The sequence below is a fragment of the Blastococcus sp. SYSU D00813 genome, from assembly GCF_054050735.1.
In genome coordinates this window covers 37656-61018 of sequence record NZ_JBJGZX010000016.1, presented here as the reverse complement: position 1 = coordinate 61018, position 23363 = coordinate 37656, and the positions used below count along the sequence as shown (strand labels likewise).

Below are 23363 nucleotides of genomic sequence, written 5' to 3'. Positions count from 1 at the left end.
CGTCGGAGGCGTGCGTCTGCAGGAGTTCTGGGCCAGGCTCGACGAGCAGTTCGGGTCGATGCGGGCGCAGAGCGTCGTGCGCGACCACGTGTTCTCCGCGCTCGGGGGCCGGACGGCGGCCGACGCGATCGAGGCCGGGCTCCCGGTGCGGCGGGTGTGGCTGGCCATCTGCGAGGAGTACGAGGTCCCCGTCAAGGACCGCTGAGCGACCGCCGGCCGCCTCCACCCGGGGGCGGTGGCACGGGCTCCTGTGGCGGCTGTGGCCGGTGGCGTGTCGGGCTGGCGGTCGAACACGTGTTCGGCCTACTGTGTTCCACAGGCCGGGTGTTCCTCCACAGGTGCGGTCGGTCCCCCGGAAGTGTCAGACCCCGTCTCTAGCGTCGGCACCGATCCGCTCGACACACACGACACCGTGACTTCCCGAAGGTGAACACCATGGCAACGCTCGACCGCGACAAGGCCCTCGACATGGCCCTCGCCCAGATCGACAAGCAGTTCGGCAAGGGCTCGGTCATGCGGCTGGGCGACAGCGCCGCGCAGGCGATCAAGGTCATCCCGACCGGCTCGATCGCCCTCGACATCGCGCTGGGCATCGGCGGCCTGCCGCGCGGCCGGGTCATCGAGGTGTACGGCCCCGAGGCCTCCGGCAAGACAACCGTCGCGCTGCACGCGGTGGCCAACGCCCAGGCCGCCGGCGGCATCGCGGCGTTCATCGACGCCGAGCACGCCCTGGACCCCGAGTACGCCCGGGCCATCGGCGTCGACACCGACGCCCTCCTGGTGAGCCAGCCCGACACCGGTGAGCAGGCGCTGGAGATCGCCGACATGCTCATCCGCTCCGGCGCGCTCGACATCATCGTCATCGACTCGGTGGCCGCCCTCGTGCCCCGTGCCGAGATCGAGGGCGAGATGGGTGACAGCCACGTCGGTCTGCAGGCCCGCCTCATGAGCCAGGCGCTCCGCAAGATCACCGGTGCCCTGAACAACTCCGGGACGACGGCGATCTTCATCAACCAGCTGCGCGAGAAGGTCGGCGTCGTCTACGGCTCGCCCGAGGTCACCACCGGTGGCCGCGCGCTGAAGTTCTACTCCTCGGTGCGCCTGGACGTGCGCCGCATCGAGACGCTCAAGCAGGGCACCGACGCGGTCGGCAGCCGGGTGCGCGTCAAGGTCGTCAAGAACAAGGTGGCCGCGCCGTTCAAGCAGGCCGAGCTCGACCTGCTCTGGGGCGTCGGCTTCAGCCGCGAGGGCGGCCTCATCGACATCGGCGTCGAGCAGGGCATCGTCCGCAAGTCCGGCGCCTGGTACACGTACGAGGGCGACCAGCTGGGCCAGGGCAAGGAGAACGTCCGCGGGTTCCTGCGCGACAACCCCGACCTGGCCGACGAGATCGAGAAGAAGATCAAGGAGAAGCTGGGCATCGGCCCGCAGGTCGACGCGCCGGCCGTCGCCGACGCCCCCGACTTCTGAGCCGGTGGGGGAGGAGCTCGACGGCCTCGGCCCCGAGGGCCCTGCTCCGTACCGGTCGCGCCGGCGGACGACCCCGGTGACCCCGAGGCCGTGGCCCGGGCCATCTGCCTGCGGGCGCTGACCGGAGCCGCGAAGACGCGCCGCCAGCTGGCGGACCTGCTGGCGCGCAAGGGCGTCCCGGCCGAGGCGGCCGCCGCGGTCCTCGACCGCTTCGGCGAGGTCGGCCTGATCGACGACGCGGCCTTCGCCCGCGCCTGGGTGAACTCGCGGCAGGCCGGCCGGGGGCTGTCCCGGCAGGCGCTCAAGTCCGAGCTCCGCGCCAAGGGCGTCGAGGCCGAGGACGCCGAGGAGGCGCTGGCCCTCGTCGACGACCAGGACGAGTGGGACGCCGCCCGGCGGCTGGTCGCCCGCCGGGTGGGTGGGATGCGGCGGCTGGACCGGGAGACCGCCCACCGCCGCCTACTGGGCATGCTCGCCCGCAAGGGCTACGGCTCCGGCCTGGCCGGCATCGTCGTCCGCGAGGCCCTGGACGCCGAGTGGTCGGGCACCGGGTCGTCCGGCGCCGGGGCGTCCGACGGCGGGTGGGACGACGAGGCGGAGGTCGACACCGGTGTCCGCGCAGCGGTCAGCGGGAGGGGCGGCGCCGGTCACCCCGAGCTCGGGCTCGACGCGTTCCTGCCCTGACCCGCGGGATCCGCGTCCCCCGCGACGCGACGACGGCCCCGCACCTCCTCGAGGGGGTGCGGGGCCGTCGTCCTGCCGGGCGAGCGGGCGGTGGGCTCAGACCGCCTCGGGCCGGCCGAGCTTCGCCCACGCGGTCACGTCGACGGCCAGGCCGTCGGGCGACTCGTCGTCGGGCACCAGCCAGGCCTGCTCGTTGCTGCGGTCGCCGGCCAGCCAGGTCTGGATCTGGCCGTCGAAATCGCCCTCGGCCGTGCCGGGACGGCTGACCGGGCCCAGGAAGGTGAGGTCCACCTCGACCTCGCCGGGGAGCCGGAGCACCAGCCGGCAGCGGGAGCGGCGGTGACGGGCCGGGGGGACGACCTCGCGCACGACCGCCGTGTCGGCGCCGGCGGCCAGCGCGAAGGCCGGCGCGGCCGCGCGCAGCCGGTTGACGAACTCCTGGGCGGCGTCCGGCTGGCCGTCGGACAGCCGCGTCACCGCGGGCAGCGGCGGCACAGCGGGGCGAAGAGCGGTGTCCACGTCAGCCCTACTCGGCAGCACCGGGGCCTGGGATGACCCCGGGTCGTCCCACCCGTCACCGCGGTCCCGCCCGGCGCACGGCGGCCCCTCCGGTCCGGTACGGGGCCGGCCGGCCAAGGCCGGTCGACCGTCCTCGTGCGCCGGCCGGCCGACCTCGGGCGCCGTGGGTCAGGCCCCGGTGCGCACGGGGGCCGCCTCACCCGGCTCCCCGACCTCGGCGGCGCGGCTCGACCGGCCGGCCCGCTGCTGCCGGCGCTGGACGAACTCGGCGAGCTTCCCGAGCGTGTAGTTGATCGCGACGTAGATGACCGCGACGACGAAGAACGTCTGGATCGGGTTGTCGAGGTTGCGCTGGATGCTCTCGCCCTGGCTGAGCAGCTCGTCGAAGTTGGCCACGAAGGTGACCAGTGAGGTGTCCTTGAGGACGACGACGAGCTGACTGATGATCGCCGGCAGCATCACCCGGAACGCCTGGGGCAGCAGCACGAGGCGCATCGTCTGACCGTTGGTGAGGCCGGTGGCCAGGGCCGCCTCCCGCTGGCCACGGGGCAGCGAGGCCACCCCGGCCCGGATGACCTCGGCGAAGACGACCATGTTGTAGGCGGTCAGGCCGATGACCAGCCCCCAGAACACCTGGCCGCCGGGGAGTCCGCTGAGGTCCACGCCGACGTCGTCGAGGACGCGGGCGCCGAAGTACACGAGCACGACGACGGGCAGGCCGCGGAAGAGCTCGACGAACCCGATCAGCGGGATGCGCGCGACCCGGCCGAGGGAGAGCCGGGCGACGGCGATGAGCGTCCCGAGGACGACCGACAGGACCATGGCGACCGCCGCGGCCTTCAGCGTGTTGACGATCCCCTCGCGGATGAGCCGCCACACGGCGTCGAACGCCTCGTTGTCGGGGTCGATGAGCGGACCCCACTTCTCCATCGTGAACTGCTCGCGGTCCACCAGCCGGCGGACGGCGAGGAACACCAGCCCGGCCAGCACGAGCAGCGCCACGACCGTCCCGATCAGCGTCCGGCGGCGGCCCCGCGGGCCCTGGGCGTCGTAGAGGACCGACTGCTGGCTCATCGTGCGATCGCCACCCTCCGCTCGATGACCTGCAACAGCGCCCCGGCCGGCAGGGTGATCAGCAGGAAGCCGATCGCCACGCCCGTGAAGACGGGGAGGGTCTCCAGGCCCCGGGCGCTCGTGAGCGTCTGCCCGGTGCTCCACAGGTCGCCGCCGACGCCGAAGGCGCCCACCACGGCGGAGTTCTTGAACATCGCGATGAGGACGCTGCCCAGCGGCGGCACCACGGTGCGCAGCGCCTGGGGCAGGACGACCAGGCTCAGGTTCTGGGTGAAGGTCAGTCCCAGCGAGCGGGCCGCCTCGGCCTGGCCGGCCGGCACCGCGTTGATCCCGGAGCGGACCGCCTCGCAGACGAAGGCCGACGTGTACAGGACCAGCCCGAGGACGCCGAAGAAGAAGAAGCTGTTGTTGATCCCGAGCTCGGGCAGCCCGAACGCGCACATGAACAGCACGACGCTCAGCGGCGTGTTGCGGAACGTCGTGACCCAGGAGGCGCCGAACGCCCGCAGCGGGGGCACCGGCGAGACCCGGCAGGCCGCGATCACCACGCCCAGGAGCAGCGACCCGACGAGGGCCCACAGGATGATCTCGAGCGAGGTCAGGAAGCCGTCGACGAAGAGGTCGAGGTTGTCGAGGACAGGGCTCACGGGCGCTCCTCCCGGCCGGCCGGACGATGTCGGACGCCGTGCTGCGGCCGGCCGCCGCAGCGGCCGGCCGCAGCACGGTCAGGCGGTCAGGAGCAGGGCTGCGGCTCGGGCAGCTCGGGGGTCTCGGTGCCCTCGACCTGGCCCGCGGTGCTCTCCCAGGCCTCGGTGTAGGCGTCCTCGTTGGCCGCGAGCGTCTCGTTGATGAACTCGCAGAAGGCCACGTCGCCCTTCGTGATGCCGATGCCGTAGGGCTCCTCGGTGAACTGCTCGCCCACCAGCTTGAAGTCGCCGTCGGACTCCGAGACGAAGCCCAGCAGGATCACGTTGTCCGTGGTCACCGCGTCGACCTGCCCGTTGCCGAGGGCGTCGGCGCACTGCGAGTACTCGTCGAACAGCACCAGCTGGTCGTCGCTGGCGAGGTACTGGCGGATGGTCTCCGACGGGGTCGAGCCGGTGACCGAGCAGACGGTGGCGTCGGGGTTCTCGGTGAACGACTCCGGGCCGGTGATCTCGTCGTTGTCCGAGGAGACCATGATCTGCTGGCCGGCCTCGTAGTAGGGGCCGGCGAAGGAGATCCGCTCGCGCCGGGTGTCGTTGATCGTGTAGGTCGCCACCACCATGTCGACCTCCCCGCCCTCGAGGACCTCCTCGCGGACGGCCGACGGGGTCTGGACCCACTCGATGTCGCCCTCCTCGATGCCCAGGGCGCCGGCGATGATCTTCGCGATCTCGACGTCGAAGCCCTCGACCTCGCCCTCGAGGTTCTCCAGGCCGAAGCCGGGCTGGTCGAACTTGGTGCCGACCCGGATGGTCCCGGCCTCGGCGAGCCGGGCCATCGTCGTGCCCGCCTCGAACTCCGGGGTCTCGGCGACCGAGGGCTCGGCGGAGTCGCCGCCGCCACCGCTGTCGTCGCCGTCGTCGCCGCAGGCGGCGAGGGCGAGCGTGGCGATCGCGACGGTCACGGCGGTCGTGGTGCGGCGGAACCTCATGGACGTGCTCCTCTCGGGTCAGGGCGGGGATCAGTGGGTGAGGATCTTGGAGAGGAAGTCCCGGGCCCGGTCCGACGTCGGGCGCGTGAAGAAGCTCTCGGGGTCGGCGGACTCGACGATCCGGCCGCCGTCCATGAACACCACGCGGTCGGCGGCCCGACGGGCGAACCCCATCTCGTGGGTGACGACGACCATCGTCATGCCGTCCCGGGCCAGGGACGTCATCACGTCCAGGACCTCGTTGATCATCTCCGGGTCCAGTGCCGAGGTCGGCTCGTCGAAGAGCATGACCTTGGGGTCCATGGCCAGCGCCCGGGCGATGGCGACGCGCTGCTGCTGCCCGCCGGAGAGCTGGGCGGGGTACTTGTCGGCCTGGCTGGCGACGCCGACCCGGTCGAGCAGCTCGCGGGCCCGCTGCTCGGCCTCCGCCTTCGACCGGCGGCGCACCTTGACCGGGCCGAGGGTCACGTTCTCCAGCACGGTCTTGTGCGCGAAGAGGTTGAAGCTCTGGAAGACCATGCCGACATCGGCGCGCAGCCGGGCCAGCGCCTTGCCCTCCTCGGGCAGCAGCTCGCCGTCGATGCGGATCTCGCCCTGCTGGATCGGCTCCAGCCGGTTGATCGCCCGGCACAGCGTCGACTTCCCCGAGCCCGACGGCCCGATGACGACGACCACCTCGCCGGCGCCGATCTCGAGGTCGACGTCCTGCAGCACGTGCAGGTCGCCGAACCACTTCTGCACGCCGGTGAGCTGGACGAGCGGGCGTCGCGGTGTGGGCGCGGTCACACCACGACCCTAGGGGGGTCCCGTCACCCCGGGTGACCGATGCAGTTACGAAGCGGTAACGAAGCCGACCCCCGTACCCTCGTCGGCGACATGGACAGCGCAGCCCCGCCCCTCCCGGACGCCCCGGCCCGCACCTACCGGGTGCGGACCTACGGGTGCCAGATGAACGTGCACGACTCCGAGCGCCTGGCCGGCCTGCTGGAGGCCGCCGGCTACACCGCGGCCGCCGACGAGGACGACGCCGACGTCGTCGTCCTGAACACCTGCGCGGTCCGGGAGAACGCCGACAACCGGCTCTACGGCAACCTCGGGCACCTGCGCCCGGTGAAGGACGCCCGGCCCGGCATGCAGATCGCCGTCGGCGGTTGCCTCGCCCAGAAGGACCGCGGCGAGATCGTCCGGCGGGCCCCGTGGGTCGACGTCGTCTTCGGCACGCACAACGTCGGGTCCCTCCCGGCGCTGCTCGAGCGCGCCCGGCACAACGTCGAGGCGCAGGTCGAGATCGCCGAGGCGCTGGAGGTGTTCCCCTCCACGCTGCCGGCCCGGCGGGACTCAGCCTACGCCGGCTGGGTGTCGATCAGCGTGGGCTGCAACAACACCTGCACGTTCTGCATCGTCCCGGCGCTGCGCGGCAGGGAGAAGGACCGCCGGCCGGGCGAGATCCTCGCCGAGGTCCAGGCGCTGGTCGACCAGGGCGTGCTCGAGGTGACCCTGCTCGGCCAGAACGTCAACGCCTACGGCGTCGAGTTCGGCCAGCAGGGCGCGTTCGCCGACCTGCTGCGTGCCACGGGCCGGATCGAGGGCCTGGAGCGGGTGCGCTTCACCAGCCCGCACCCGCGCGAGTTCACCGACGACGTCATCGCCGCGATGGCCGAGACCCCGGCGGTGTGCCACCAGCTGCACATGCCGCTGCAGTCCGGGTCGGACGACGTGCTGCGCCGGATGCGCCGGGCCTACCGGCAGGAGCGCTACCTCGGGATCATCGACCGGGTCCGCGCCGCGATGCCCGACGCCGCCATCACCACCGACGTCATCGTCGGTTTCCCCGGCGAGACCGAGGCCGACTTCGAGCAGACCCTGGAGGTCGTGCGGCGGGCCCGCTTCGCCAGCGCCTTCACGTTCCAGTACTCCAAGCGGCCCGGGACGCCGGCCGCGGAGATGGACGGGCAGCTGCCCAAGGAGGTCGTCCAGGAGCGCTACCTGCGGCTGACCGCCCTGCAGGACGAGATCAGCTGGGCCGAGAACCGGGCGCAGGTCGGCCGCACCGTCGAGCTGCTCGTGGCCGCCGGTGAGGGCAGCAAGGACGCGCGCACCGGCCGGCTGTCCGGCCGCGCCCGCGACGGCCGGCTCGTGCACTTCACGGCGGCCGACGGGGTGCGCCCCGGCGACGTCGTCGAGACCGTGGTCACCCAGGCCGCGCCGCACCACCTCGTCGCCGACGGGCCGCTGCTGTCGCACCGGCGTACCCGCGCCGGCGACGCGCACGAGGCCGGGCTGCGGCCCACCACCCCGGGCGTGCTCCTCGGGATGCCGCGGATCGGTGTCCCCGAGCCGCTCCCGGTGTCCGCCAGCTGCTGAGCGCCGGACGCGAGAGGGCCCCGTCCGCAGCGGACGGGGCCCTCTCGCGTCCCGGGGCTACCGCCGGGAGGAGGAGGCGGCCTTCTCGGCCTCGGCCAGCCACTCCCGCCGCGTGGCGAGGTTCGCCTGCGCCTCGGAGACCCGGCGGGCGTCACCGGACGCCTCGGCCTTCGCCAGCTGCTCCTCGGCCTTGGTCACGGCCGCGCGCATCGAGGTCACCATCGGGTTCTCCGGGGCGGTGCGCACCCGGCCGGCGTCGGCCGCGCCGCGGACGCGCTGCTCGACCGCCTGCATCCGGTCCTCGAGCGCCCGCATGGCGTTGCGCGGCACGTGGCCGATGGCGTCGTAGCGCTCCTGCAGCTTGCGCAGGGCGTTCTGCGCGCCGCGCAGGTCCTTGCTCGGGTCGAGCTTCTCGGCCTCGCCGAGGATCTCCTCCTTGGCCTGCTGGTTGGCCAGCTCCTCGCTGTTGCGGGCCTTGTCCGACTCGGCGCGGGCGGCGAAGAAGACGTCCTGGGCCGCGCGGAACTGCTTCCACAGGTCGTCGTCGCCGTCGCGGCCGGTGCGCGGCACGGCCTTCCAGCGGTCCATGAGCGACCGCATCGCCGCGCTGGTCGGGCCCCACTCGGTGGACGTCGACAGCCGCTGCGCCTCGGCGATCAGCTCCTGCTTGGCCGCGCGGGCCTCCCCGCGCTGCGCGTCGAGGGCGGCGAAGTGCGCCCCGCGGCGCCGGCCGAACGCGTCACGGGCGGCGGCGAAGCGCTGCCACAGCGCCTCGTCGGTCTTGCGGTCGATGCCGCGGATCGTCTTCCACTCCTCGACGATCGCCTTGAGCCGGTCGCCGGCGGCCTTCCACGCGGTGGACTCGGCGGCGATCTGCTCGGCTTCGGCGGCCAGCGCCTCCTTGCGCGCGATCTGCGCGGCTCGGTGGGCCGCCTTCTCCGCGCGCGACTCGGCGGCCGCGGAGTCGGCCGTCTCCACCATGGCCCGGGCCCGGGCGGCCAGGCCGTCGAGGTCGCCGACCGCGGTCGCGGTGGGGATCTGGTCGGCCAGCGCCTGCGCCTTGCTCTTGATCTCGCCGGGGTTGCCGGTGTGCGCCCGGAGCCGGGCCTCGAGCAGGGAGACCTCGGTGGCCAGGTCGTCGTAGCGGCGCCCGAAGTGGGCGAGTCCGGCCGCGGGGTCGCCGGCCTGCCAGGAGCCGACGGCGCGCTCGCCGTCGGCGGTGCGCACGTAGACCGTGCCGTCGTCGTCCACCCGGCCCCAGGCGGCGGGGTCCGACGCCGGCGCCGTGGCCGGCTCGCCGGCGTGGTGCGCGGGGAGGCTGGCCGGCGCGGGAGGCGCGGCGACGGCGGCCGCCGCCTCCTCGGGCAGCGGGCCCGGGACCACCGGCTCGACGACCGGCTCGACGACCGGCTCGACGACCGGCTCGGCGACCGGCTCGGCCGCCGGTCCGGCGGCCGCCTCCGGAGCCGACTCCGCGGTCGGGTCGGCCAGCACCGCGTCCGCGGGGGTCGGCGCCGCCGGGGTCCCGGCCTCGGGCGCGACGGCCTCCGAGCCGGCCTCCGAGGCGGCCGGCGACACGGACGGGGACGCCGCCTCGTCGGGGGTGGGGACCTGCTGCGAACCGTCTACGGGGCTCTCCGTGCTCGACACGCACCGCAGTGTCCCACGTCGCATCGGCGACACTGCTGCCGTGACGACTGAACAGGCCGGACACGCCGCCGGGTCCGCCCACGGGGCCGCCGGCGGGGTCTCCGCCGCGCCGTTGTCGATCGCCTTCTGCCCCTGCCCGCCGCTGCTGCACCCCGCGGTCGAGGGCCGCCCGGCGGAGGAGACGACGGCCCTGCGCCGCGCCTGCGCGGAGGCCGTCGAGGCGCTGCTCGCGGACGGGCCGCAGGCCGTCGTCGTCGTCGGTCCCGGGGTCGCCGGGCGCCACGGCCCCGGCGACGCCGGGGACCTGCGCGGGGTGGGCGTCGACGTGGAGGTGCCGTTCGCCGGCGGCGTGCGGCCCGGGGGACGCCGGACCCCCGTGGCCCTCACCCTCGGCGCCTGGCTGCTCGACCAGGCGGGGTACGCCGGGCTGCGTCTGGGCGTCGGCCCGGCCGACCTCGCCGACGCCCTCCGCGACCTCGCCGACGGCACCGTCGGGGTGCTCGCCCTCGGCGACGGGTCGGCGCGGCGCAGCGTCAAGGCCCCGGGGTACCTGGACGACGCGGCGGCCCCCTTCGACGCCGCCGTCGCCGCCGCCCTGGCCGCGGGCGACGCCCCGGCGCTGGCCGCCCTCGACGCCGCCGAGGGGGAGCGCCTCCTCGCCGCCGGGGTCCCGGTGTGGCGGGCCGTCGGCGCCGCCGTCACCGGCCGGACGGTGACCGCGCGGCTCCGCCACGACGCCGCGCCCCTCGGGGTCGGCTACCTGGTGGCCTCCTGGACGGCCCGGTGACCTCTCCGGCGGCGCCGCCGGTGGTCGCCGTGGTGGGTCCCACGGCCACGGGCAAGACGGCGCTGGCCGTGGCGCTGGCGCAGCGGCTCGGCGGCGAGGTGGTCAACGCCGACTCGATGCAGCTCTACCGCGGCATGGACATCGGCACCGCCAAGCCCGACGCCGCCGAGCGCGGGGGAGTGCCGCACCACCTGCTGGACCTGTGGCACGTGCGGCAGCCGGCGTCGGTCGCCGAGTACCGGGACCGGGCCCGCGCCGAGGTCGACCGCCTCCGCGCGGCCGGCGTGCTGCCGCTGCTCGTCGGCGGGTCGGGCCTCTACGTGCGCGCCGTCCTGGACGAGCTGGACTTCCCCGGCACGGACCCGCAGGTGCGCGCCCGGCTGGAGGCCGAGCTGGCCGAGGTGGGCCCGGCCGCCCTGCACGCCCGCCTGGCCGCCGTGGACCCGGCCGCGGCCGCCGCGGTGCTGCCCGGCAACGGCCGGCGGATCGTCCGCGCGCTGGAGGTCGTGGAGCTGACCGGCGGCCCGTTCCGCGCCTCGCTGCCCGAGCCGCGGCCGCACTACCCCGCCGTCGTCGTCGGCCTCGACCGCGAGCCGGCGGAGCTGGACGAGCGCGTCGCCCGGCGCGTGGACCGCATGTGGGCCGCGGGCTTCGTCGCCGAGGTCGAGGCGCTGGCCGCCGACGGGCTGCGCGAGGGACCGACGGCGTCGCGGGCGCTGGGCTACGCCCAGGTGCTGGCCCAGCTGGACGGCGAGCTGTCGGCGGAGGAGGCCCGGGAGCGCACCGTCGTCACCACCCGGCGGTTCGTCCGCCGCCAGCGCTCCTGGTTCCGCCGTGACGCCGCCACCACCTGGTTCGACGCGGGCCGGCCCGACCTGGCCGACGCCGTCGCCGGGCTGATCACCGGCCGTACCCTCGGACCGTGAGCACGCACGACCGCGTCCTGGTGGGGCACGGCACGGAGAACGACTTCGTCGTCCTTCCCGACCCCGACGGCACCCGGTGGCCGGAGGACCGGCTGGACGCCGCCATGGTGCGCCGGCTGTGCGACCGCCGCGCCGGCCTCGGCGGGGACGGCGTGCTCCGGGTGGTGCGCAGCGCGCACGTGCCCGACGCCGCGGCGGTGCTCGGTGCCGACCTCGACCGCTGCGAGTGGTTCATGGACCACCGCAACGCCGACGGGTCGCTGGCCGAGATGTGCGGCAACGGCGTGCGGCTGTTCCTCCACGTGCTGGTCAGCGAGGGCCTGCTGGACCGTGCCGCGTGCGGCGACGGCGTGTGGATCGGCACCCGCGGCGGTCCGCGGCGGGTGGGCGCGGGTGCCGACGGCACCTACTGGGTCGACATGGGTCCGGCGCGGGAGTTCGGCCGCGGTTCGGCCGAGGTGGACGGGCAGCGCTTCGACGGGCTGGCGGTGTCGATGGGCAACCCGCACCTGGCCTGCCTGACCGACGCCGACCTCGACGCGCTCGACCTCACCGGACAGCCGCGGTTCGACCCCGCGCTGTTCCCCGACGGCGTCAACGTCGAGCTCGTGACCGTGCTGCGCGAGGCGGCGGAGGGTGCCGACGCGCACGTCCGGCTGCGGGTGCACGAGCGCGGGGTGGGGGAGACGCGGTCCTGCGGCACGGGCGCGTGCGCCGCGGCCTACGCAGCCCTGGTGGCCGGCGGCGCGACCGCCGGGACCGTCGTGGTCGACGTCCCCGGCGGCCGGCTGACCGTCGACGTCGGGGCCGGCACCACCGTGCTGCGGGGCCCGGCCGTCGTCGTCGCCACCGGTGAGCTCACCCGGGAGTGGCTCGGCTCCTGACCCGGCTCCCGACCCGGCTCCCGACCCGGCTCCCGACCCGGACGGTCAGGGCCGGTCGGGGGTGTCCGCCCGGGTCTCCGGCTCGTCGGTGGGGGCCTCGGGCTTGTCGCCCGGACCCACGTTGCCGGTGCCCCGCGGCGCGCCGCGGCCGGTGTCCTGGTCCGCGCCCCCGAAGAGGTTGCGCGGCGGGTCGAGCCCGGCCGGGTCGCGGCCCGGGTCCTCGATCCCCTCGCTGCTGCTCGTGCTCACGGGTGCCTCCTCGTCATCGGCGTCCCTCTGCTCTTGCCGGGACGGCCCTACCCCCGCCGAGGCGGGATGCATGCGGGCCCCGCCGGTGTTGTACCCGGCGATGACACGAGCAGTGATCTCCACGGAAGAGACAACTCAGGTGCCCCGGCGAGAGGGGCGTGCCACGCTGGACGCGATGACGACCGCACAGAACCGCGCCGTGCTCGCCGGCGCCCAGGACCGGGCCGAGCGGGCGGCCGGCGCCGCCGCGCCCGCCGAGGAGGCCGTGCGCCCCGCGCCGGCCGGCCAGTGGGACGAGCCCGACGACACCACCGGCAGCTACGACCTCGAGCAGCGCGGGGCCCTGCGCCGCGTCGCCGGCCTGTCGACCGAGCTGGCCGACGTCACCGAGGTCGAGTACCGGCAGCTGCGCCTCGAGCGCGTCGTGCTGGTCGGGGTGTGGACCGAGGGCACGCAGGCCGACGCCGACCGCTCGCTCGCCGAGCTCGCGGCCCTGGCCGAGACGGCCGGCTCGCAGGTGCTCGAGGCCGTGAGCCAGCGGCGGCAGACCCCCGACGCCGGCACCTACGTGGGCTCGGGCAAGGCCGCCGAGATCCGCGACATCGTCGCCTCGACCGGCGCCGACACCGTCATCTGCGACGGCGAGCTGACCCCGGGCCAGCTCAACGCGCTGGAGAAGATCCTCAAGGTCAAGGTCGTCGACCGGACGGCGCTGATCCTGGACATCTTCGCCCAGCACGCGAGCAGCCGGGAGGGCAAGGCGCAGGTCGAGCTCGCGCAGATGCAGTACATGCTGCCCCGGCTGCGCGGCTGGGGTGAGTCGATGTCCCGGCAGGCCGGTGGCCGCGTCGCCGGAGGTGGCGGCATCGGGACGCGTGGTCCCGGTGAGACCAAGATCGAGACCGACCGGCGGCGGATCCGCTCGCGGATGAGCAAGTTGCGCCGCGAGATCGCCGGCATGGCGACCGCCCGGCAGACGCAGCGCTCCAGCCGCGGTCGCAACGCCGTCCCGAGCGTGGCCATCGCCGGCTACACCAACGCGGGCAAGTCCAGCTTGCTCAACCGGCTCACCGGTGCCGGCGTGCTGGTCGAGAACGCGCTGTTCGCCACCCTCGACCCGACGGTCCGCCGTGCGCAGACCGAGGAGGGGCGCGAGTACACGCTCACCGACACCGTCGGCTTCGTGCGGCACCTGCCGCACCAGCTGGTCGACGCGTTCCGGTCGACGCTGGAGGAGGTGGCCGCCGCCGACCTGCTGCTGCACGTCGTCGACGGCTCCGACCCCGACCCGCTCGGCCAGATCGACGCGGTCCACGTCGTGCTCCAGGAGATCGACGCCTCGTCGGTCCCCGAGCTCATCGTCGTCAACAAGGTCGACGCGATGAGCGAGGAGGACGTGCTGACCCTCCGCCAGGCGCTGCCCGGCGCGGTGTGGGTCTCGGCCCGCACCGGGGAGGGCCTCGACCGGCTGCGGGACGTCGTGGCCGCGCGGCTGCCGCACCCCGACATCGAGGTGGACGTGCTGGTGCCCTACGACCGCGGTGACCTGGTCGCCCGGGTGCACCGGGACGGCGAGGTGCTCAGCGAGAGCCACGACGCCGGCGGTACCCGGCTGTCCGCGCGGGTCGACGGCGCCCTGGCCGCGGCCCTCGGCGAGTTCGCCGTCCCGGTCGCCTGACCGGGTCCTCCGACCGGGCCTCGGCGGGCGCGGCGCCGCACCCGCCCCGCCGAGGTCACGATCGGGTCACGGCCCGGTACCGTGACCCGGTGACCAGTGGCGTGGTGCGGCGCTCCCTCCCGGCCATGCTCCGGCGGCCGGCGGCCGAGCACCCTCCGGTGGTGTCGGCCGGCCGGCCGACGTGGTGGGCCGTGCTCATCGCACTCGCCGTCGGCACCCTGGTCACCGTCGACCTCCTCGCGCACGGGCTGACCGAGCGTGTCGACCACTGGGTCTCCGACCAGGTGTCGGAGTGGGGGCTGCGCGACTCGGCGGCCTACCAGCCGCTGTGGGTGGTCACCCAGATCGGCGGACGCGCCACGATGCTGCTGGTCCTGGCCTGCCTCATCGGCTGGCTCGCCGGCCGGCACCGGACGATCCTTCCGCTGCTGCGGATCGTGCTCGCACTCGTGCTGCTGAGCGTGGTCGTCTACCAGTTCAAGTGGGGGATCGGGCGGACGGCGCCGGCCTTCCCCGGTGGTGAGTACCTGCACCACCCGGACGGCGAGTCCTACCCCTCCGGCCACGTCGCCAACGCCGTCCTGCTGTGGGGCGTGGCGCGCTGGCAGGCGGTCGAGTTCGGCCTGCCGCCGCGGGCGCAGCGGGTGCTCTGGTTCCTCGCGGTGGTCGGGCCGGTGCTGTGCAGCCTGGCGATGATCGTCCTGGACTTCCACTGGGTCAGCGACGCGATCGCCGGTGCCGCCGTCGGCGTGGTGCTGCTGGGCGTGGTTCACGCGGTCGACGCACTCGTCCTGTCACGCTGGGTGCGTGCCGACTCGCGCCGACCGGGCCCCGCGTCGCCGTGACCGCCGGGGCCCGGCGCGGGGCGCCTCCCTCGCACGCGCCGGCCTGACCGGCTCGGCCCTGCTGGCCGGTCTCGCCCTCTCGCTGGTCGCCGCGTCCCCGGCACAGGCCGAGGAGGCCGCCCCGGCGACTCCGCAGTGCGACATCACCGACCCGCGGCTCACCGAGCTCTCCGGGCTGGTGGTCGGCAGCGACGGCACCATGCTGGCCATCAACGACGGCGGCGATCTCGTCCAGGTGTTCGTCCTCGACCCCGCCTGCGAGGTGACCCGGGTGCACGAGGCCGGCGTGGACCCCTTCGACCCCGAGGACCTCGCCGTCGGGCCGGACGGCACGGTGTGGCTGGCCGACACCGGCGACAACACCGGCACGCGCGAGACCGTCGCGCTCATCGCGCTGCGCCCGGACGGCTCCACCGCCGTGCACCGGCTCACCTACCCCGACGGGCCGCACGACGCCGAGGCGCTGCTGCTGGCCCCCGACGGCACGCCCTACGTGGTGACCAAGGAGGTGCTCGGCTCCAGCGACGTCTTCCGGCCGGTCGCCGCGCTGGAGCCCAACGGCACCGTCGGGCTCGTCGAGGTCGCCTCCGTGGACCTCACCCTGACCGGCACCCCGGGTGGCCCGGTGGGCCGGGCCGGTCAGCTGCTGGTGACCGGGGGCGCCGTCGCGGCCGACGGGCACGCCCTGGCGCTGCGGACCTACACCGACGCCTACGTGTGGCCGCTGGCCGGCTCGGACGTGGCCGCCGCGCTCGCCGCCGAGCCGGTGCGCGTGGCCCTGCCGGAGTCCCCGCAGGGCGAGGCGATTAGCTTCTCCGCCGACGGGACCTCGCTGGTCGTGGCGAGCGAGGGGCTGCCCAGCACGGTCAGCGTCGTCCCGGTGCCGACGGTGACCGCGCCCGCCGGCGCGACCGGTGCGCCGGACGGCTCCCTGACCGACGTCCTCACCGAGACCGAGGAGGGCGTCTCCCCGGTGACCGCCGCGCTGGTGGCCGCGGCCCTGGCCACCCTGCTCCTCTGGCTGCTGGGACGTCGGCGCCGCGGGAGCGCGCCGCCGGGCGGGGCTCCGCGCGCCTGACCCCGTCCCGGGACGGGCCCGCGCCCGGGGGCGCCGGGTCAGACCCGGCGCAGCACCGTCACGACGCGACCGAGCACGGTCGCGTCGTCGCCGGGGATGGGCTCGTAGGCGGGGTTGTGGGGCAGCAGCCACACGTGCCCGTCCTTGCGCTTGTAGGTCTTCACGGTCGCCTCGCCGTCGATCATCGCGGCGACGATCTCGCCGTTCTCGGCCGTGGGCTGCTGACGGACGACGACCCAGTCGCCGTCGCAGATCGCCGCCTCGACCATCGAGTCACCGGTGACCTTGAGCATGAAGAGCGTGCCCTCGCCGACGAGCTCGCGGGGCAGCGGGAAGACGTCCTCCACCGCCTGCTCGGCGAGCACCGGGCCACCGGCGGCGATCCGGCCCACGAGCGGCACGTAGGTGGGCGCCGGGCTGGCGGAGTCCTCGGCGACCGGCGGGGGCGGCGCGGTGGCGCCGGCGGCCGCGAGCTCGCCGGGGAGCCGGACGTCGAGCGCGCGGGGGCGGTTGGGATCGCGCCGCAACCAGCCCTTCTTCTGCAGCACCGAGAGCTGGTGGGCCACCGAGGAGGCCGAGGACAGGCCGACGGCCTCACCGATCTCGCGCACCGAGGGCGGGTAGCCGCGACGGTCGATCGAGTCGCGGATGACCTCGAGGACGCGCCGCTGGCGCTGGGTCAGGCCGTCGCCGGCCTCGCCCCGGTCCGGGAAGGTCCGGACCTCCGCCGTGGGCGCCGGCGTCGAGCCGGTCGCCGTGCCGCCCGCGCGGCGCGACCCGCCGCGTCCCCCCGACGTCCCGCTGGTGCCCGCCACGTCTCCTCCTCGCCGGCCGCGTGCCGCGGCTCGTCCGTCCACCCCGCTCACCCCGGCCGTGGTCCTCGCCCGGCCGGTGCCGGAGGTGCACCTGCGTCTCGCAGCACAGACCGTAGCGCGTCGGGCACCGGTCCTCAAACACATGTTCGAACTGCTCCGTGTCGGGATCGCTCTTGTCGGCGGCGTGCGGTAGACATCGCACAGACGTTCGATTCGAACGGCTGTTCGACCAGTCGCCGGGGTCCGGCGGCCGTCGTGGAGGAGGCGCGAGGTGGCGGGCACGGTGCGGGGCGCGGGCGGTTGCGGGGGGCCGGCGGGCGGGGTGGCGGGCTCGGCGCCCGGTGGGTGGGGGAGCACGGGGCCGTGGGTCGCCGGTCCCGTCCGTCCGGCCGGGGAGCGGGCCGGTGCCCGCCAGGCCGTGCGGCCGGCCGGGCCGCCGGCGGGCGCCCCGCCGCTGCGGCGCGACGTGGTGCGCCCCGGCGCGCGACCGGTGCCGGCCGCCGCCGCGCCGCGCCGGAGCCGGGTCCGGTCGGGCCACCCGGCGCGGGCCGTCGCGGGCGGGGGGCCGGTGCGGCTGACCCGCCGGGGCCGGGTCGTCCTCGCCGCGCTGGGGGTCGCGGTCGCCGCGCTGGCGCTGCTCGCGCTGTCCGCGGTCGTCGGCGGCGGGGAGGAGCTGGAGCTGGCCGGGGGCAGCAGCGTCGTCGTGCAGCCGGGCGACACCGTCTGGTCGATCGCGGCGGGCGTGGCCGACCCGGGGGAGGACGTGCGGGCCGTCGTCGACGCGATCGAGCGGCTCAACGACCTGGAGGGCGCCGTGGTCGTCCCCGGGCAGGTGCTCGAGGTCCCGTGAGCCGGTCGGCCGGCTGTACCCGTGGGGTCGACGAATCTGCCGCCCATCTTCGTCAACCCCTGGGGCGCTGCGGTCCGCCGGGAGCCGGGGTGCGCCGACCTACCGTTCCCGACGTGCCAGTGGACAAGCGCGGCCGAGCAGTGGCCTCCATCGCCCAGCCCCTCGAGGCCGAGGTCCTCGCCGACGGGTCGTGGTGGCCCGGCGCGGTCCTCGGGTGGCGTCACGACGAGGCGGGCGTCTGCCAGGCGGAGGTGCGCGTCGTCGTGGCCGGGGCCGAGCGGGTGCGGTGGGTCGACCTCACCGCCGTCCGCCTCCCGCAGGGCCCCGGCGGGGCCGGCGCCTCCGTCCCGCCCGCCCGTGAGCCGGCCGCGGAGACGGTCGTGATGAGTCGCGCGGACCTGCGCGAGCTCATGGCCACCGGCCTCCCCGCGCGGCCCGTCCGGCGCCGCCGGCACGCCAGCGACCTGACCGCCGAGCTGCCCGCGGTGCGCTGCGCCGAGGGTGTCGCCGGCGCCGGCGCCGGCCGCCACCGCGCGCCCGCGGCCGCCGGTCGGCACCGCGCCGCGGACGGGGCCGAGCGGGCGGGGCGGCCGGCGGCCCCGGACCCGATGACCCGTCCGATCCGCCTGGACGACGTCGCCGGGTGGTCCTGGGGCGCCTCCGCCACCGCCGTCCGCTGAGGCCCGTCCCCGGTCCGTCCCCCGGTCCGGCGCCCCGTCCGGGCGACACGCACTACACCTCCCGAGGCCGTCGCGCACGCAGCGCGCGGTCGTCCTCGGCGTGTCCGTGTGACGGCTGGGGTGTCAGGCCGTCCCAGGTCACGGGCGGGTCGCAGGGGAACGCGACACGCCGCGCCGCTGTTGCACATCTAGTGGAGCCCTGCCTAGGGTTCCCCTACATCTAGTAGTTGCACCGCTGTAAGTCCGTCCACAGGGCGTCCTCAGCTCCTCCCCGGGGTATGCACCGGTTGTCCCCAGGAGGGTCCACAGAGGCCCCGTGGGAGACACCCGGCCGAGTCCCCTGGGACGGGCCGGGGAGGTGCACCGGCCCGGGGAGGAGGAACCGCCGTGCGTTGTCCCTTCTGCCACAACCCGGACAGCCGGGTCATCGAGACCCGGGAGGCCGAGGAGGGCGCGACGACGCGTCGCCGCCGGTCCTGCCCGGCCTGCGGGCGCCGCTTCACGACGGTGGAGGAGGCGGTGCTCGCCGTCGTCAAGCGCAGCGGCGTCAGCGAGCCGTTCAACCGCAGCAAGGTCGTCGCCGGTGTCCGCCGGGCCTGCCAGGGCCGGCCGGTCGACGAGGACCAGCTGCAGAAGCTCGCGCAGCAGGTGGAGGACGCCATCCGGGCGACCGGGGCGGCCGAGGTGCCCAGCCACGAGGTCGGGCTGGCCATCCTGCGTCCGCTGCGCGAGCTCGACGAGGTGGCCTACCTCCGCTTCGCCAGCGTGTACCGCGCCTTCACCTCGCTCGAGGACTTCGAGAAGGAGATCACCGAGCTGCGGGCCCGGCACCTCACCGCCGGGACGCTCCCGCTGCCGGGCATGCAGCCCGAGCCGTCCGCCGGTCGCCGGCGCGGCGGGTCCCGGGCCAGGGAAGCCTCCGACGGCAACGCCGCCGTCACCTGAGAACTGTCAGCACCACCCGATAGAACCGAGTGCGGCTCTCTTCCCCAGCCGACTCAGCCACAACAGAGGGAGAGCTCAAGTGACCGAGACCGAGGACCGCCTGTCGGGCCGCACGCGTCGCGCCGCCAAGGCGCCGGCGCGGGGGAAGGGCCTGAAGGTCAAGCGGGTCTTCACGACCCCCGGGGTGCACCCGTACGACGAGGTGACCTGGGAGCGTCGTGACGTCGTCATGACCAACTGGCGGGACGGCTCGATCAACTTCGAGCAGCGCGGCGTGGAGTTCCCCGCCGAGTGGAGCATCAACGCCACCAACATCGTCACCACGAAGTACTTCCGCGGCGCCGTCGGCAGCCCGCAGCGCGAGACCAGCCTGCGCCAGCTCATCGACCGGGTGGTGCTCACCTACGGCGCCGCCGGCCGCGAGCACGGCTACTTCGCCACCGAGGGCGACGCCGAGGTCTTCGAGCACGAGCTGACCTGGATGCTGCTGCACCAGTACTTCAGCTTCAACAGCCCCGTGTGGTTCAACGTCGGCACGAGCGCCCCGCAGCAGGTCAGCGCGTGCTTCATCCTCGCCGTCGACGACACGATGGACTCGATCCTCAACTGGTACCGGGAGGAGGGGCTCATCTTCAAGGGCGGCTCCGGCGCCGGCCTGAACCTCTCCCGCATCCGCTCCTCCAAGGAGCTGCTGTCCTCCGGCGGCACCGCCTCCGGCCCGGTGAGCTTCATGCGCGGCGCCGACGCCTCCGCCGGCACGATCAAGTCCGGCGGTGCGACCCGTCGCGCGGCGAAGATGGTCGTCCTCGACATCGACCACCCCGACATCGAGGAGTTCATCGAGACCAAGGCGCGCGAGGAGGACAAGATCCGCGCGCTGCGCGACGCCGGCTACGACATGGACCTCGGCGGCAAGGACATCACCAGCGTCCAGTACCAGAACGCCAACAACTCGGTCCGCGTCTCCGACGAGTTCATGCGCGCGGTCGAGGACGGCACGGACTTCGGTCTGCGCGCCCGGATGGACGGCTCGGTCATCGAGACCGTCGACGCCAAGGCCCTGTTCCGCAAGGTCACCCAGGCCGCCTGGGAGTGCGCCGACCCCGGCATCCAGTACGACGACACGATCAACGACTGGCACACCAACCCCGAGACGGGCCGGATCAACGCATCCAACCCCTGCTCGGAGTACATGAGCCTGGACAACAGCTCGTGCAACCTGGCCTCGCTGAACCTCATGAAGTTCCTGAAGGACGACGGCACCTTCGACTCCAAGAACTTCGTCAAGGCCGTCGAGCTGGTCATCACGGCGATGGACGTCTCCATCTGCTTCGCCGACTTCCCGACCGAGCCGATCGGTGAGACCACCCGCGCCTACCGGCAGCTGGGCATCGGGTACGCGAATCTCGGCGCCCTGCTGATGGCGACCGGCCACGCCTACGACTCGCGCGGCGGCCAGACGCTGGCGGCGGCGATCACCTCGCTGATGACCGGCACCGCCTACCGGCGCTCGGCCGAGCTGGCCGGCATCGTCGGCGCCTACGAGGGCTTCGCCCGCAACGCCGACGCCCACGCCCGGGTCATGCGCAAGCACGCGGCGGCCAACGACGCGATCCGCCCGGTGGGCGCCGACGACGCCGACGTGCTCAAGGCCGCCACCGCCGAGTGGCAGTCGTGCCTGGAGATCGGCGCGGACAACGGCTGGCGCAACGCCCAGGCCTCGGTGCTCGCACCCACCGGGACCATCGGCTTCATGATGGACTGCGACACGACCGGCATCGAGCCGGACTTCTCGCTGGTCAAGTACAAGAAGCTGGTCGGCGGCGGCTCCATGCAGATCGTCAACCAGACCGTGCCGCGCGCGCTCCGGAGCCTGGGCTACCAGGAGGAGCAGATCGAGGCGATCGTGGAGTACATCTCCGAGCACGGGCACGTCGTCGACGCGCCGAGCCTGCGCCCGGAGCACTACGAGGTCTTCGACTGCGCCATGGGCGAGCGGGCGATCAGCCCGATGGGCCACGTGCGGATGATGGCCGCGGTGCAGCCGTTCATCTCCGGCGCGATCAGCAAGACGGTCAACATGCCGGAGACGGCGACCGTCGAGGACGTCGAGAACATCTACTTCCAGGGCTGGAAGCTCGGCCTCAAGGCGCTGGCGATCTACCGCGACAACTGCAAGGTGGGCCAGCCGCTGTCCGACGCGAAGGCCAAGAAGGCCGACGCCAAGGTCGAGGTCGAGGCCGCCCCGACCGCCCTGTCGCACCCGGTGCGCAAGCGCCTGCCCAAGAAGCGCACCAGCATGACGACGTCGTTCAGCGTCGCCGGTGCCGAGGGCTACATGACCGCCGGCATGTACGAGGACGGCAGCCTCGGCGAGGTCTTCCTCAAGCTCGGCAAGCAGGGGTCGACCCTGGCCGGTGTCATGGACGCCTTCTCGATCGGCATCTCGATCGCGCTGCAGCACGGTGTGCCGCTGGAGACCTACATCCAGAAGTTCACCAACATGCGCTTCGAGCCGGCCGGCATGACCGACGACCCGGACATCCGGATCGCCCAGTCGGTGATGGACTACATCTTCCGCCGCCTCGCGCTGGACCACCTGCCCGTGGACAAGCGGGCCAACCTCGGCATCTTCAGCGCCGAGGAGCGGGCGGCCCAGGTGTCGGGCTACGACACCCCCGCCTCGACCGCCGCGGTGGTCGAGGAGGAGGAGGTCGACGTCGAGGCGCTGCGCGGCTCGGTGCCGACCGAGGCGCCGGCCAAGCCGGAGGCGAAGAAGAAGGACGTCACCGAGGCCCACAGCTCCGCCGAGCTGCTGGAGCTGGTCACCGGGACCGCCACCGACGCGCCGCTGTGCATGACCTGCGGCACGAAGATGCGCCCGGCGGGCAGCTGCTACGTCTGCGAGGGCTGCGGCTCCACCAGCGGCTGCAGCTGAGCCAGTCGCCGTCCACCGGCCCGGTACCGCGCTCGCGGTGCCGGGCCGGTGGCGTTCGGCGGACCTGGTCTCAGTCCCGGGCGGGCGGGACGGTGCGGCCCAGCGCGGTCAGACGCTCGGCCCGTGCCTCGCGCAGCAGCTGCTCGATGCGGGGGTCGGCCAGGACCGCCGCCGTCCGGACGGGCACCTTGCGGAACGACTTCCCGGTGCCCTCCAGGAGCCCCTCGCCGCCGGTCAGCGCCGCACCACGGTTGAACCCCAGGTTCAGGTGCCGGGCGTGGACGTCGAGGTAGGCGTAGTGCTCGCTCATCTTCTTCGGGCCGATGCCGTAGCCCACCGTCTCCTGGTGCGGCCACACCACGCGGACGACCTCCGGGTCGATCCGGCGGACGAGGGCGTCCGCGGCGCGCACCAGGTCGGCGACCTCCTGGCCCACCGCGGCCAGCAGTTCCTCCAGGTCCCCGCTCCCCGCCACGACCCCATCCTGCCCGCCGGCACCGGGCGGGGTGGATCGTCAAGACCATTCCGCCGACAGCACGACAATTCCGCCCATTGCGATATCGGCCATTTCCGCGACGACGGGGAATGGCTCGGCCGCCAGGATCCGGGAGTACCGACACCCGGACGGAAGAGGTCGAGCACCATGGACAGCAACGCCCAGGTCGTCTCGCGCACGGCGCGGCTCGCCGCAGGGGGAGCGGCGGGGACCCTCTCGGACGCCGTCTACGAGCGGCTGCTCCGCGAACGGGTCATCCTCCTCGGCCGCGAGGTCGACGACGAGATCGCCAACCAGCTGAGCGCGCAGGTCCTGCTGCTCGCGGCCGAGGACCCCCGGCGCGACATCCACCTGTACGTCAACTCACCCGGCGGTTCGGTCACCGCCGGTCTGGCGCTGTACGACACGATGCGCTTCGTCGACTGCGACGTCGCCACGTACGGCCTCGGGATGGCCGCGTCGATGGGGCAGTTCCTGCTCACGGCGGGCACCCCGGGGAAGCGCTACTCGCTCCCGCACACGCGGATCATGATGCACCAGCCGTCGGCCGGCGTCGGCGGGACGCAGTCGGACATCACGATCCGGGCCGACATGCTCCGCAGGCTCAAGCAGCAGGTGAACGAGTTGCAGGCCAGGCACTCCGGGCAGCCGGTGGAGCAGATCGAGGCCGACTCCGACCGGGACCGCTGGTTCACCCCGGACGAGGCGCTCCGCTACGGCCTGGTCGACCACGTCGTCGCGTCCGCCGGGGCGCTCCCGGCGCCGGACCCGTCGCGGTACGGCGGCTGAGGGTGG

24 protein-coding genes are annotated in these 23363 nt (G+C 74.4%); 15 read left to right on the top strand and 9 right to left on the bottom strand.

The annotated features are described in order from the left end of the window. Window positions 1-10: 10 nt before the first annotated feature. The 3 genes from ACI8AX_RS13170 to ACI8AX_RS13160 all read left to right on the top strand — a co-directional run bounded on the left by ACI8AX_RS13170 (window position 11) and on the right by ACI8AX_RS13160 (window position 2154). Window positions 11-205, top strand: coding sequence for a DUF3046 domain-containing protein (locus tag ACI8AX_RS13170; RefSeq protein ID WP_456550276.1), 195 nt, complete (start codon window positions 11-13; stop codon window positions 203-205). Between the two features lie 230 nt (window positions 206-435). After that, on the top strand, window positions 436-1470 hold the full coding sequence (recA, locus tag ACI8AX_RS13165) for a recombinase RecA (protein ID WP_456550275.1): 1035 nt from the start codon (window positions 436-438) through the stop codon (window positions 1468-1470). Window positions 1471-1560: 90 nt separating this feature from the next. Continuing rightward, window positions 1561-2154 carry a regulatory protein RecX gene (locus tag ACI8AX_RS13160; RefSeq protein ID WP_456550274.1) on the top strand — a complete coding sequence of 198 codons (594 nt, stop codon included), beginning with the start codon at window positions 1561-1563 and terminating at the stop codon, window positions 2152-2154. Between the two features lie 96 nt (window positions 2155-2250). Here ACI8AX_RS13160 and ACI8AX_RS13155 read toward each other — a convergent pair whose 3' ends face one another. The 5 genes from ACI8AX_RS13155 to ACI8AX_RS13135 form a co-directional block, all read right to left on the bottom strand. After that, window positions 2251-2631: a hypothetical protein gene (locus ACI8AX_RS13155; RefSeq protein ID WP_456550273.1), complete on the bottom strand. Its 381-nt coding sequence runs from the start codon at window positions 2629-2631 to the stop codon at window positions 2251-2253. A gap of 210 nt (window positions 2632-2841) precedes the next feature. Then, a complete protein-coding gene (locus tag ACI8AX_RS13150) occupies window positions 2842-3747 on the bottom strand; it encodes an amino acid ABC transporter permease (protein WP_456550272.1) in 906 nt (301 codons plus the stop codon). Then, entirely contained in the window at window positions 3744-4394 is a 651-nt protein-coding gene (locus tag ACI8AX_RS13145; RefSeq protein WP_456550271.1) for an amino acid ABC transporter permease, read from the bottom strand. The genes ACI8AX_RS13150 and ACI8AX_RS13145 overlap by 4 nt, the downstream gene beginning before the upstream one ends. A gap of 86 nt (window positions 4395-4480) precedes the next feature. Continuing rightward, complete coding sequence (locus ACI8AX_RS13140; RefSeq protein WP_456550270.1) at window positions 4481-5383, bottom strand: glutamate ABC transporter substrate-binding protein; 903 nt, start codon at window positions 5381-5383, stop codon at window positions 4481-4483. Between the two features lie 30 nt (window positions 5384-5413). Further along, window positions 5414-6169: an amino acid ABC transporter ATP-binding protein gene (locus ACI8AX_RS13135; protein WP_456550269.1), complete on the bottom strand. Its 756-nt coding sequence runs from the start codon at window positions 6167-6169 to the stop codon at window positions 5414-5416. Between the two features lie 90 nt (window positions 6170-6259). Between ACI8AX_RS13135 and miaB the strand changes: the two genes are divergently transcribed. After that, complete coding sequence (gene miaB / locus ACI8AX_RS13130) at window positions 6260-7747, top strand: tRNA (N6-isopentenyl adenosine(37)-C2)-methylthiotransferase MiaB (RefSeq protein ID WP_456550268.1); 1488 nt, start codon at window positions 6260-6262, stop codon at window positions 7745-7747. Window positions 7748-7804: 57 nt separating this feature from the next. Here miaB and ACI8AX_RS13125 read toward each other — a convergent pair whose 3' ends face one another. Continuing rightward, window positions 7805-9397: a DUF349 domain-containing protein gene (locus tag ACI8AX_RS13125; protein WP_456550267.1), complete on the bottom strand. Its 1593-nt coding sequence runs from the start codon at window positions 9395-9397 to the stop codon at window positions 7805-7807. Between the two features lie 40 nt (window positions 9398-9437). Between ACI8AX_RS13125 and ACI8AX_RS13120 the strand changes: the two genes are divergently transcribed. From ACI8AX_RS13120 to dapF, 3 genes are read left to right on the top strand one after another with little or no spacing between them, the layout of a single operon-like run. Next, window positions 9438-10184 (top strand): hypothetical protein, encoded by a 747-nt coding sequence (locus tag ACI8AX_RS13120; protein WP_456550266.1) that lies wholly within the window; start codon window positions 9438-9440, stop codon window positions 10182-10184. Next, window positions 10181-11110: a tRNA (adenosine(37)-N6)-dimethylallyltransferase MiaA gene (gene miaA / locus ACI8AX_RS13115; RefSeq protein WP_456550265.1), complete on the top strand. Its 930-nt coding sequence runs from the start codon at window positions 10181-10183 to the stop codon at window positions 11108-11110. Before ACI8AX_RS13120 ends, miaA begins: the two co-directional genes overlap by 4 nt. Further along, window positions 11107-11994: a diaminopimelate epimerase gene (gene dapF, locus ACI8AX_RS13110; protein ID WP_456550264.1), complete on the top strand. Its 888-nt coding sequence runs from the start codon at window positions 11107-11109 to the stop codon at window positions 11992-11994. The genes miaA and dapF overlap by 4 nt, the downstream gene beginning before the upstream one ends. A 45-nt stretch (window positions 11995-12039) precedes the next feature. Here dapF and ACI8AX_RS13105 read toward each other — a convergent pair whose 3' ends face one another. Then, window positions 12040-12243, bottom strand: a complete 204-nt coding sequence (locus tag ACI8AX_RS13105) for a hypothetical protein (protein ID WP_456550263.1) — start codon at window positions 12241-12243, stop codon at window positions 12040-12042. Between the two features lie 175 nt (window positions 12244-12418). Here ACI8AX_RS13105 and hflX point away from each other — a divergent pair, with 175 nt between their 5' ends. From hflX to ACI8AX_RS13090, 3 genes are all read left to right on the top strand, one after another. Continuing rightward, window positions 12419-13921 (top strand): GTPase HflX, encoded by a 1503-nt coding sequence (hflX, locus tag ACI8AX_RS13100; protein WP_456550262.1) that lies wholly within the window; start codon window positions 12419-12421, stop codon window positions 13919-13921. 89 nt (window positions 13922-14010) lie between these two features. Further along, window positions 14011-14766, top strand: coding sequence for a phosphatase PAP2 family protein (locus ACI8AX_RS13095; protein WP_456550261.1), 756 nt, complete (start codon window positions 14011-14013; stop codon window positions 14764-14766). Continuing rightward, window positions 14729-15844, top strand: a complete 1116-nt coding sequence (locus ACI8AX_RS13090; protein ID WP_456550260.1) for a hypothetical protein — start codon at window positions 14729-14731, stop codon at window positions 15842-15844. The genes ACI8AX_RS13095 and ACI8AX_RS13090 overlap by 38 nt, the downstream gene beginning before the upstream one ends. A gap of 38 nt (window positions 15845-15882) precedes the next feature. On the opposite strand, the gene lexA is transcribed toward ACI8AX_RS13090, so the two are convergent. Beyond that, a complete protein-coding gene (gene lexA / locus ACI8AX_RS13085) occupies window positions 15883-16659 on the bottom strand; it encodes a transcriptional repressor LexA (RefSeq protein ID WP_456550259.1) in 777 nt (258 codons plus the stop codon). 568 nt (window positions 16660-17227) lie between these two features. On the opposite strand from lexA, the gene ACI8AX_RS13080 reads away from it, so the two are divergent. The 4 genes from ACI8AX_RS13080 to ACI8AX_RS13065 all read left to right on the top strand — a co-directional run bounded on the left by ACI8AX_RS13080 (window position 17228) and on the right by ACI8AX_RS13065 (window position 22072). After that, on the top strand, window positions 17228-17509 hold the full coding sequence (locus ACI8AX_RS13080) for a LysM peptidoglycan-binding domain-containing protein (protein WP_456550258.1): 282 nt from the start codon (window positions 17228-17230) through the stop codon (window positions 17507-17509). 113 nt (window positions 17510-17622) lie between these two features. Continuing rightward, a complete protein-coding gene (locus tag ACI8AX_RS13075) occupies window positions 17623-18189 on the top strand; it encodes a hypothetical protein (protein WP_456550257.1) in 567 nt (188 codons plus the stop codon). A 387-nt stretch (window positions 18190-18576) separates the two neighbouring features. Then, entirely contained in the window at window positions 18577-19134 is a 558-nt protein-coding gene (nrdR, locus tag ACI8AX_RS13070; protein ID WP_456550256.1) for a transcriptional regulator NrdR, read from the top strand. A 79-nt stretch (window positions 19135-19213) separates the two neighbouring features. Continuing rightward, window positions 19214-22072 (top strand): vitamin B12-dependent ribonucleotide reductase, encoded by a 2859-nt coding sequence (locus ACI8AX_RS13065; RefSeq protein WP_456550255.1) that lies wholly within the window; start codon window positions 19214-19216, stop codon window positions 22070-22072. 70 nt (window positions 22073-22142) lie between these two features. On the opposite strand, the gene ACI8AX_RS13060 is transcribed toward ACI8AX_RS13065, so the two are convergent. Beyond that, entirely contained in the window at window positions 22143-22547 is a 405-nt protein-coding gene (locus ACI8AX_RS13060) for a hypothetical protein (RefSeq protein WP_456550254.1), read from the bottom strand. A gap of 168 nt (window positions 22548-22715) precedes the next feature. Between ACI8AX_RS13060 and ACI8AX_RS13055 the strand changes: the two genes are divergently transcribed. Next, window positions 22716-23357, top strand: a complete 642-nt coding sequence (locus tag ACI8AX_RS13055; protein WP_456550253.1) for a ClpP family protease — start codon at window positions 22716-22718, stop codon at window positions 23355-23357. Window positions 23358-23363 lie beyond the last annotated feature (6 nt).

What these genes read in the sequence shown, in the direction of transcription:
- recA (WP_456550275.1), top strand. Translation starts at nt 436, where the DNA reads ATGGCAACGCTCGACCGCGACAAGGCCCTCGACATGGCCCTCGCCCAG.
- ACI8AX_RS13150 (WP_456550272.1), bottom strand. Translation starts at nt 3,747, where the DNA reads ATGAGCCAGCAGTCGGTCCTCTACGACGCCCAGGGCCCGCGGGGCCGC.
- ACI8AX_RS13140 (WP_456550270.1), bottom strand. Translation starts at nt 5,383, where the DNA reads ATGAGGTTCCGCCGCACCACGACCGCCGTGACCGTCGCGATCGCCACG.
- miaB (WP_456550268.1), top strand. Translation starts at nt 6,260, where the DNA reads ATGGACAGCGCAGCCCCGCCCCTCCCGGACGCCCCGGCCCGCACCTAC.
- hflX (WP_456550262.1), top strand. Translation starts at nt 12,419, where the DNA reads ATGACGACCGCACAGAACCGCGCCGTGCTCGCCGGCGCCCAGGACCGG.
- ACI8AX_RS13055 (WP_456550253.1), top strand. Translation starts at nt 22,716, where the DNA reads ATGGACAGCAACGCCCAGGTCGTCTCGCGCACGGCGCGGCTCGCCGCA.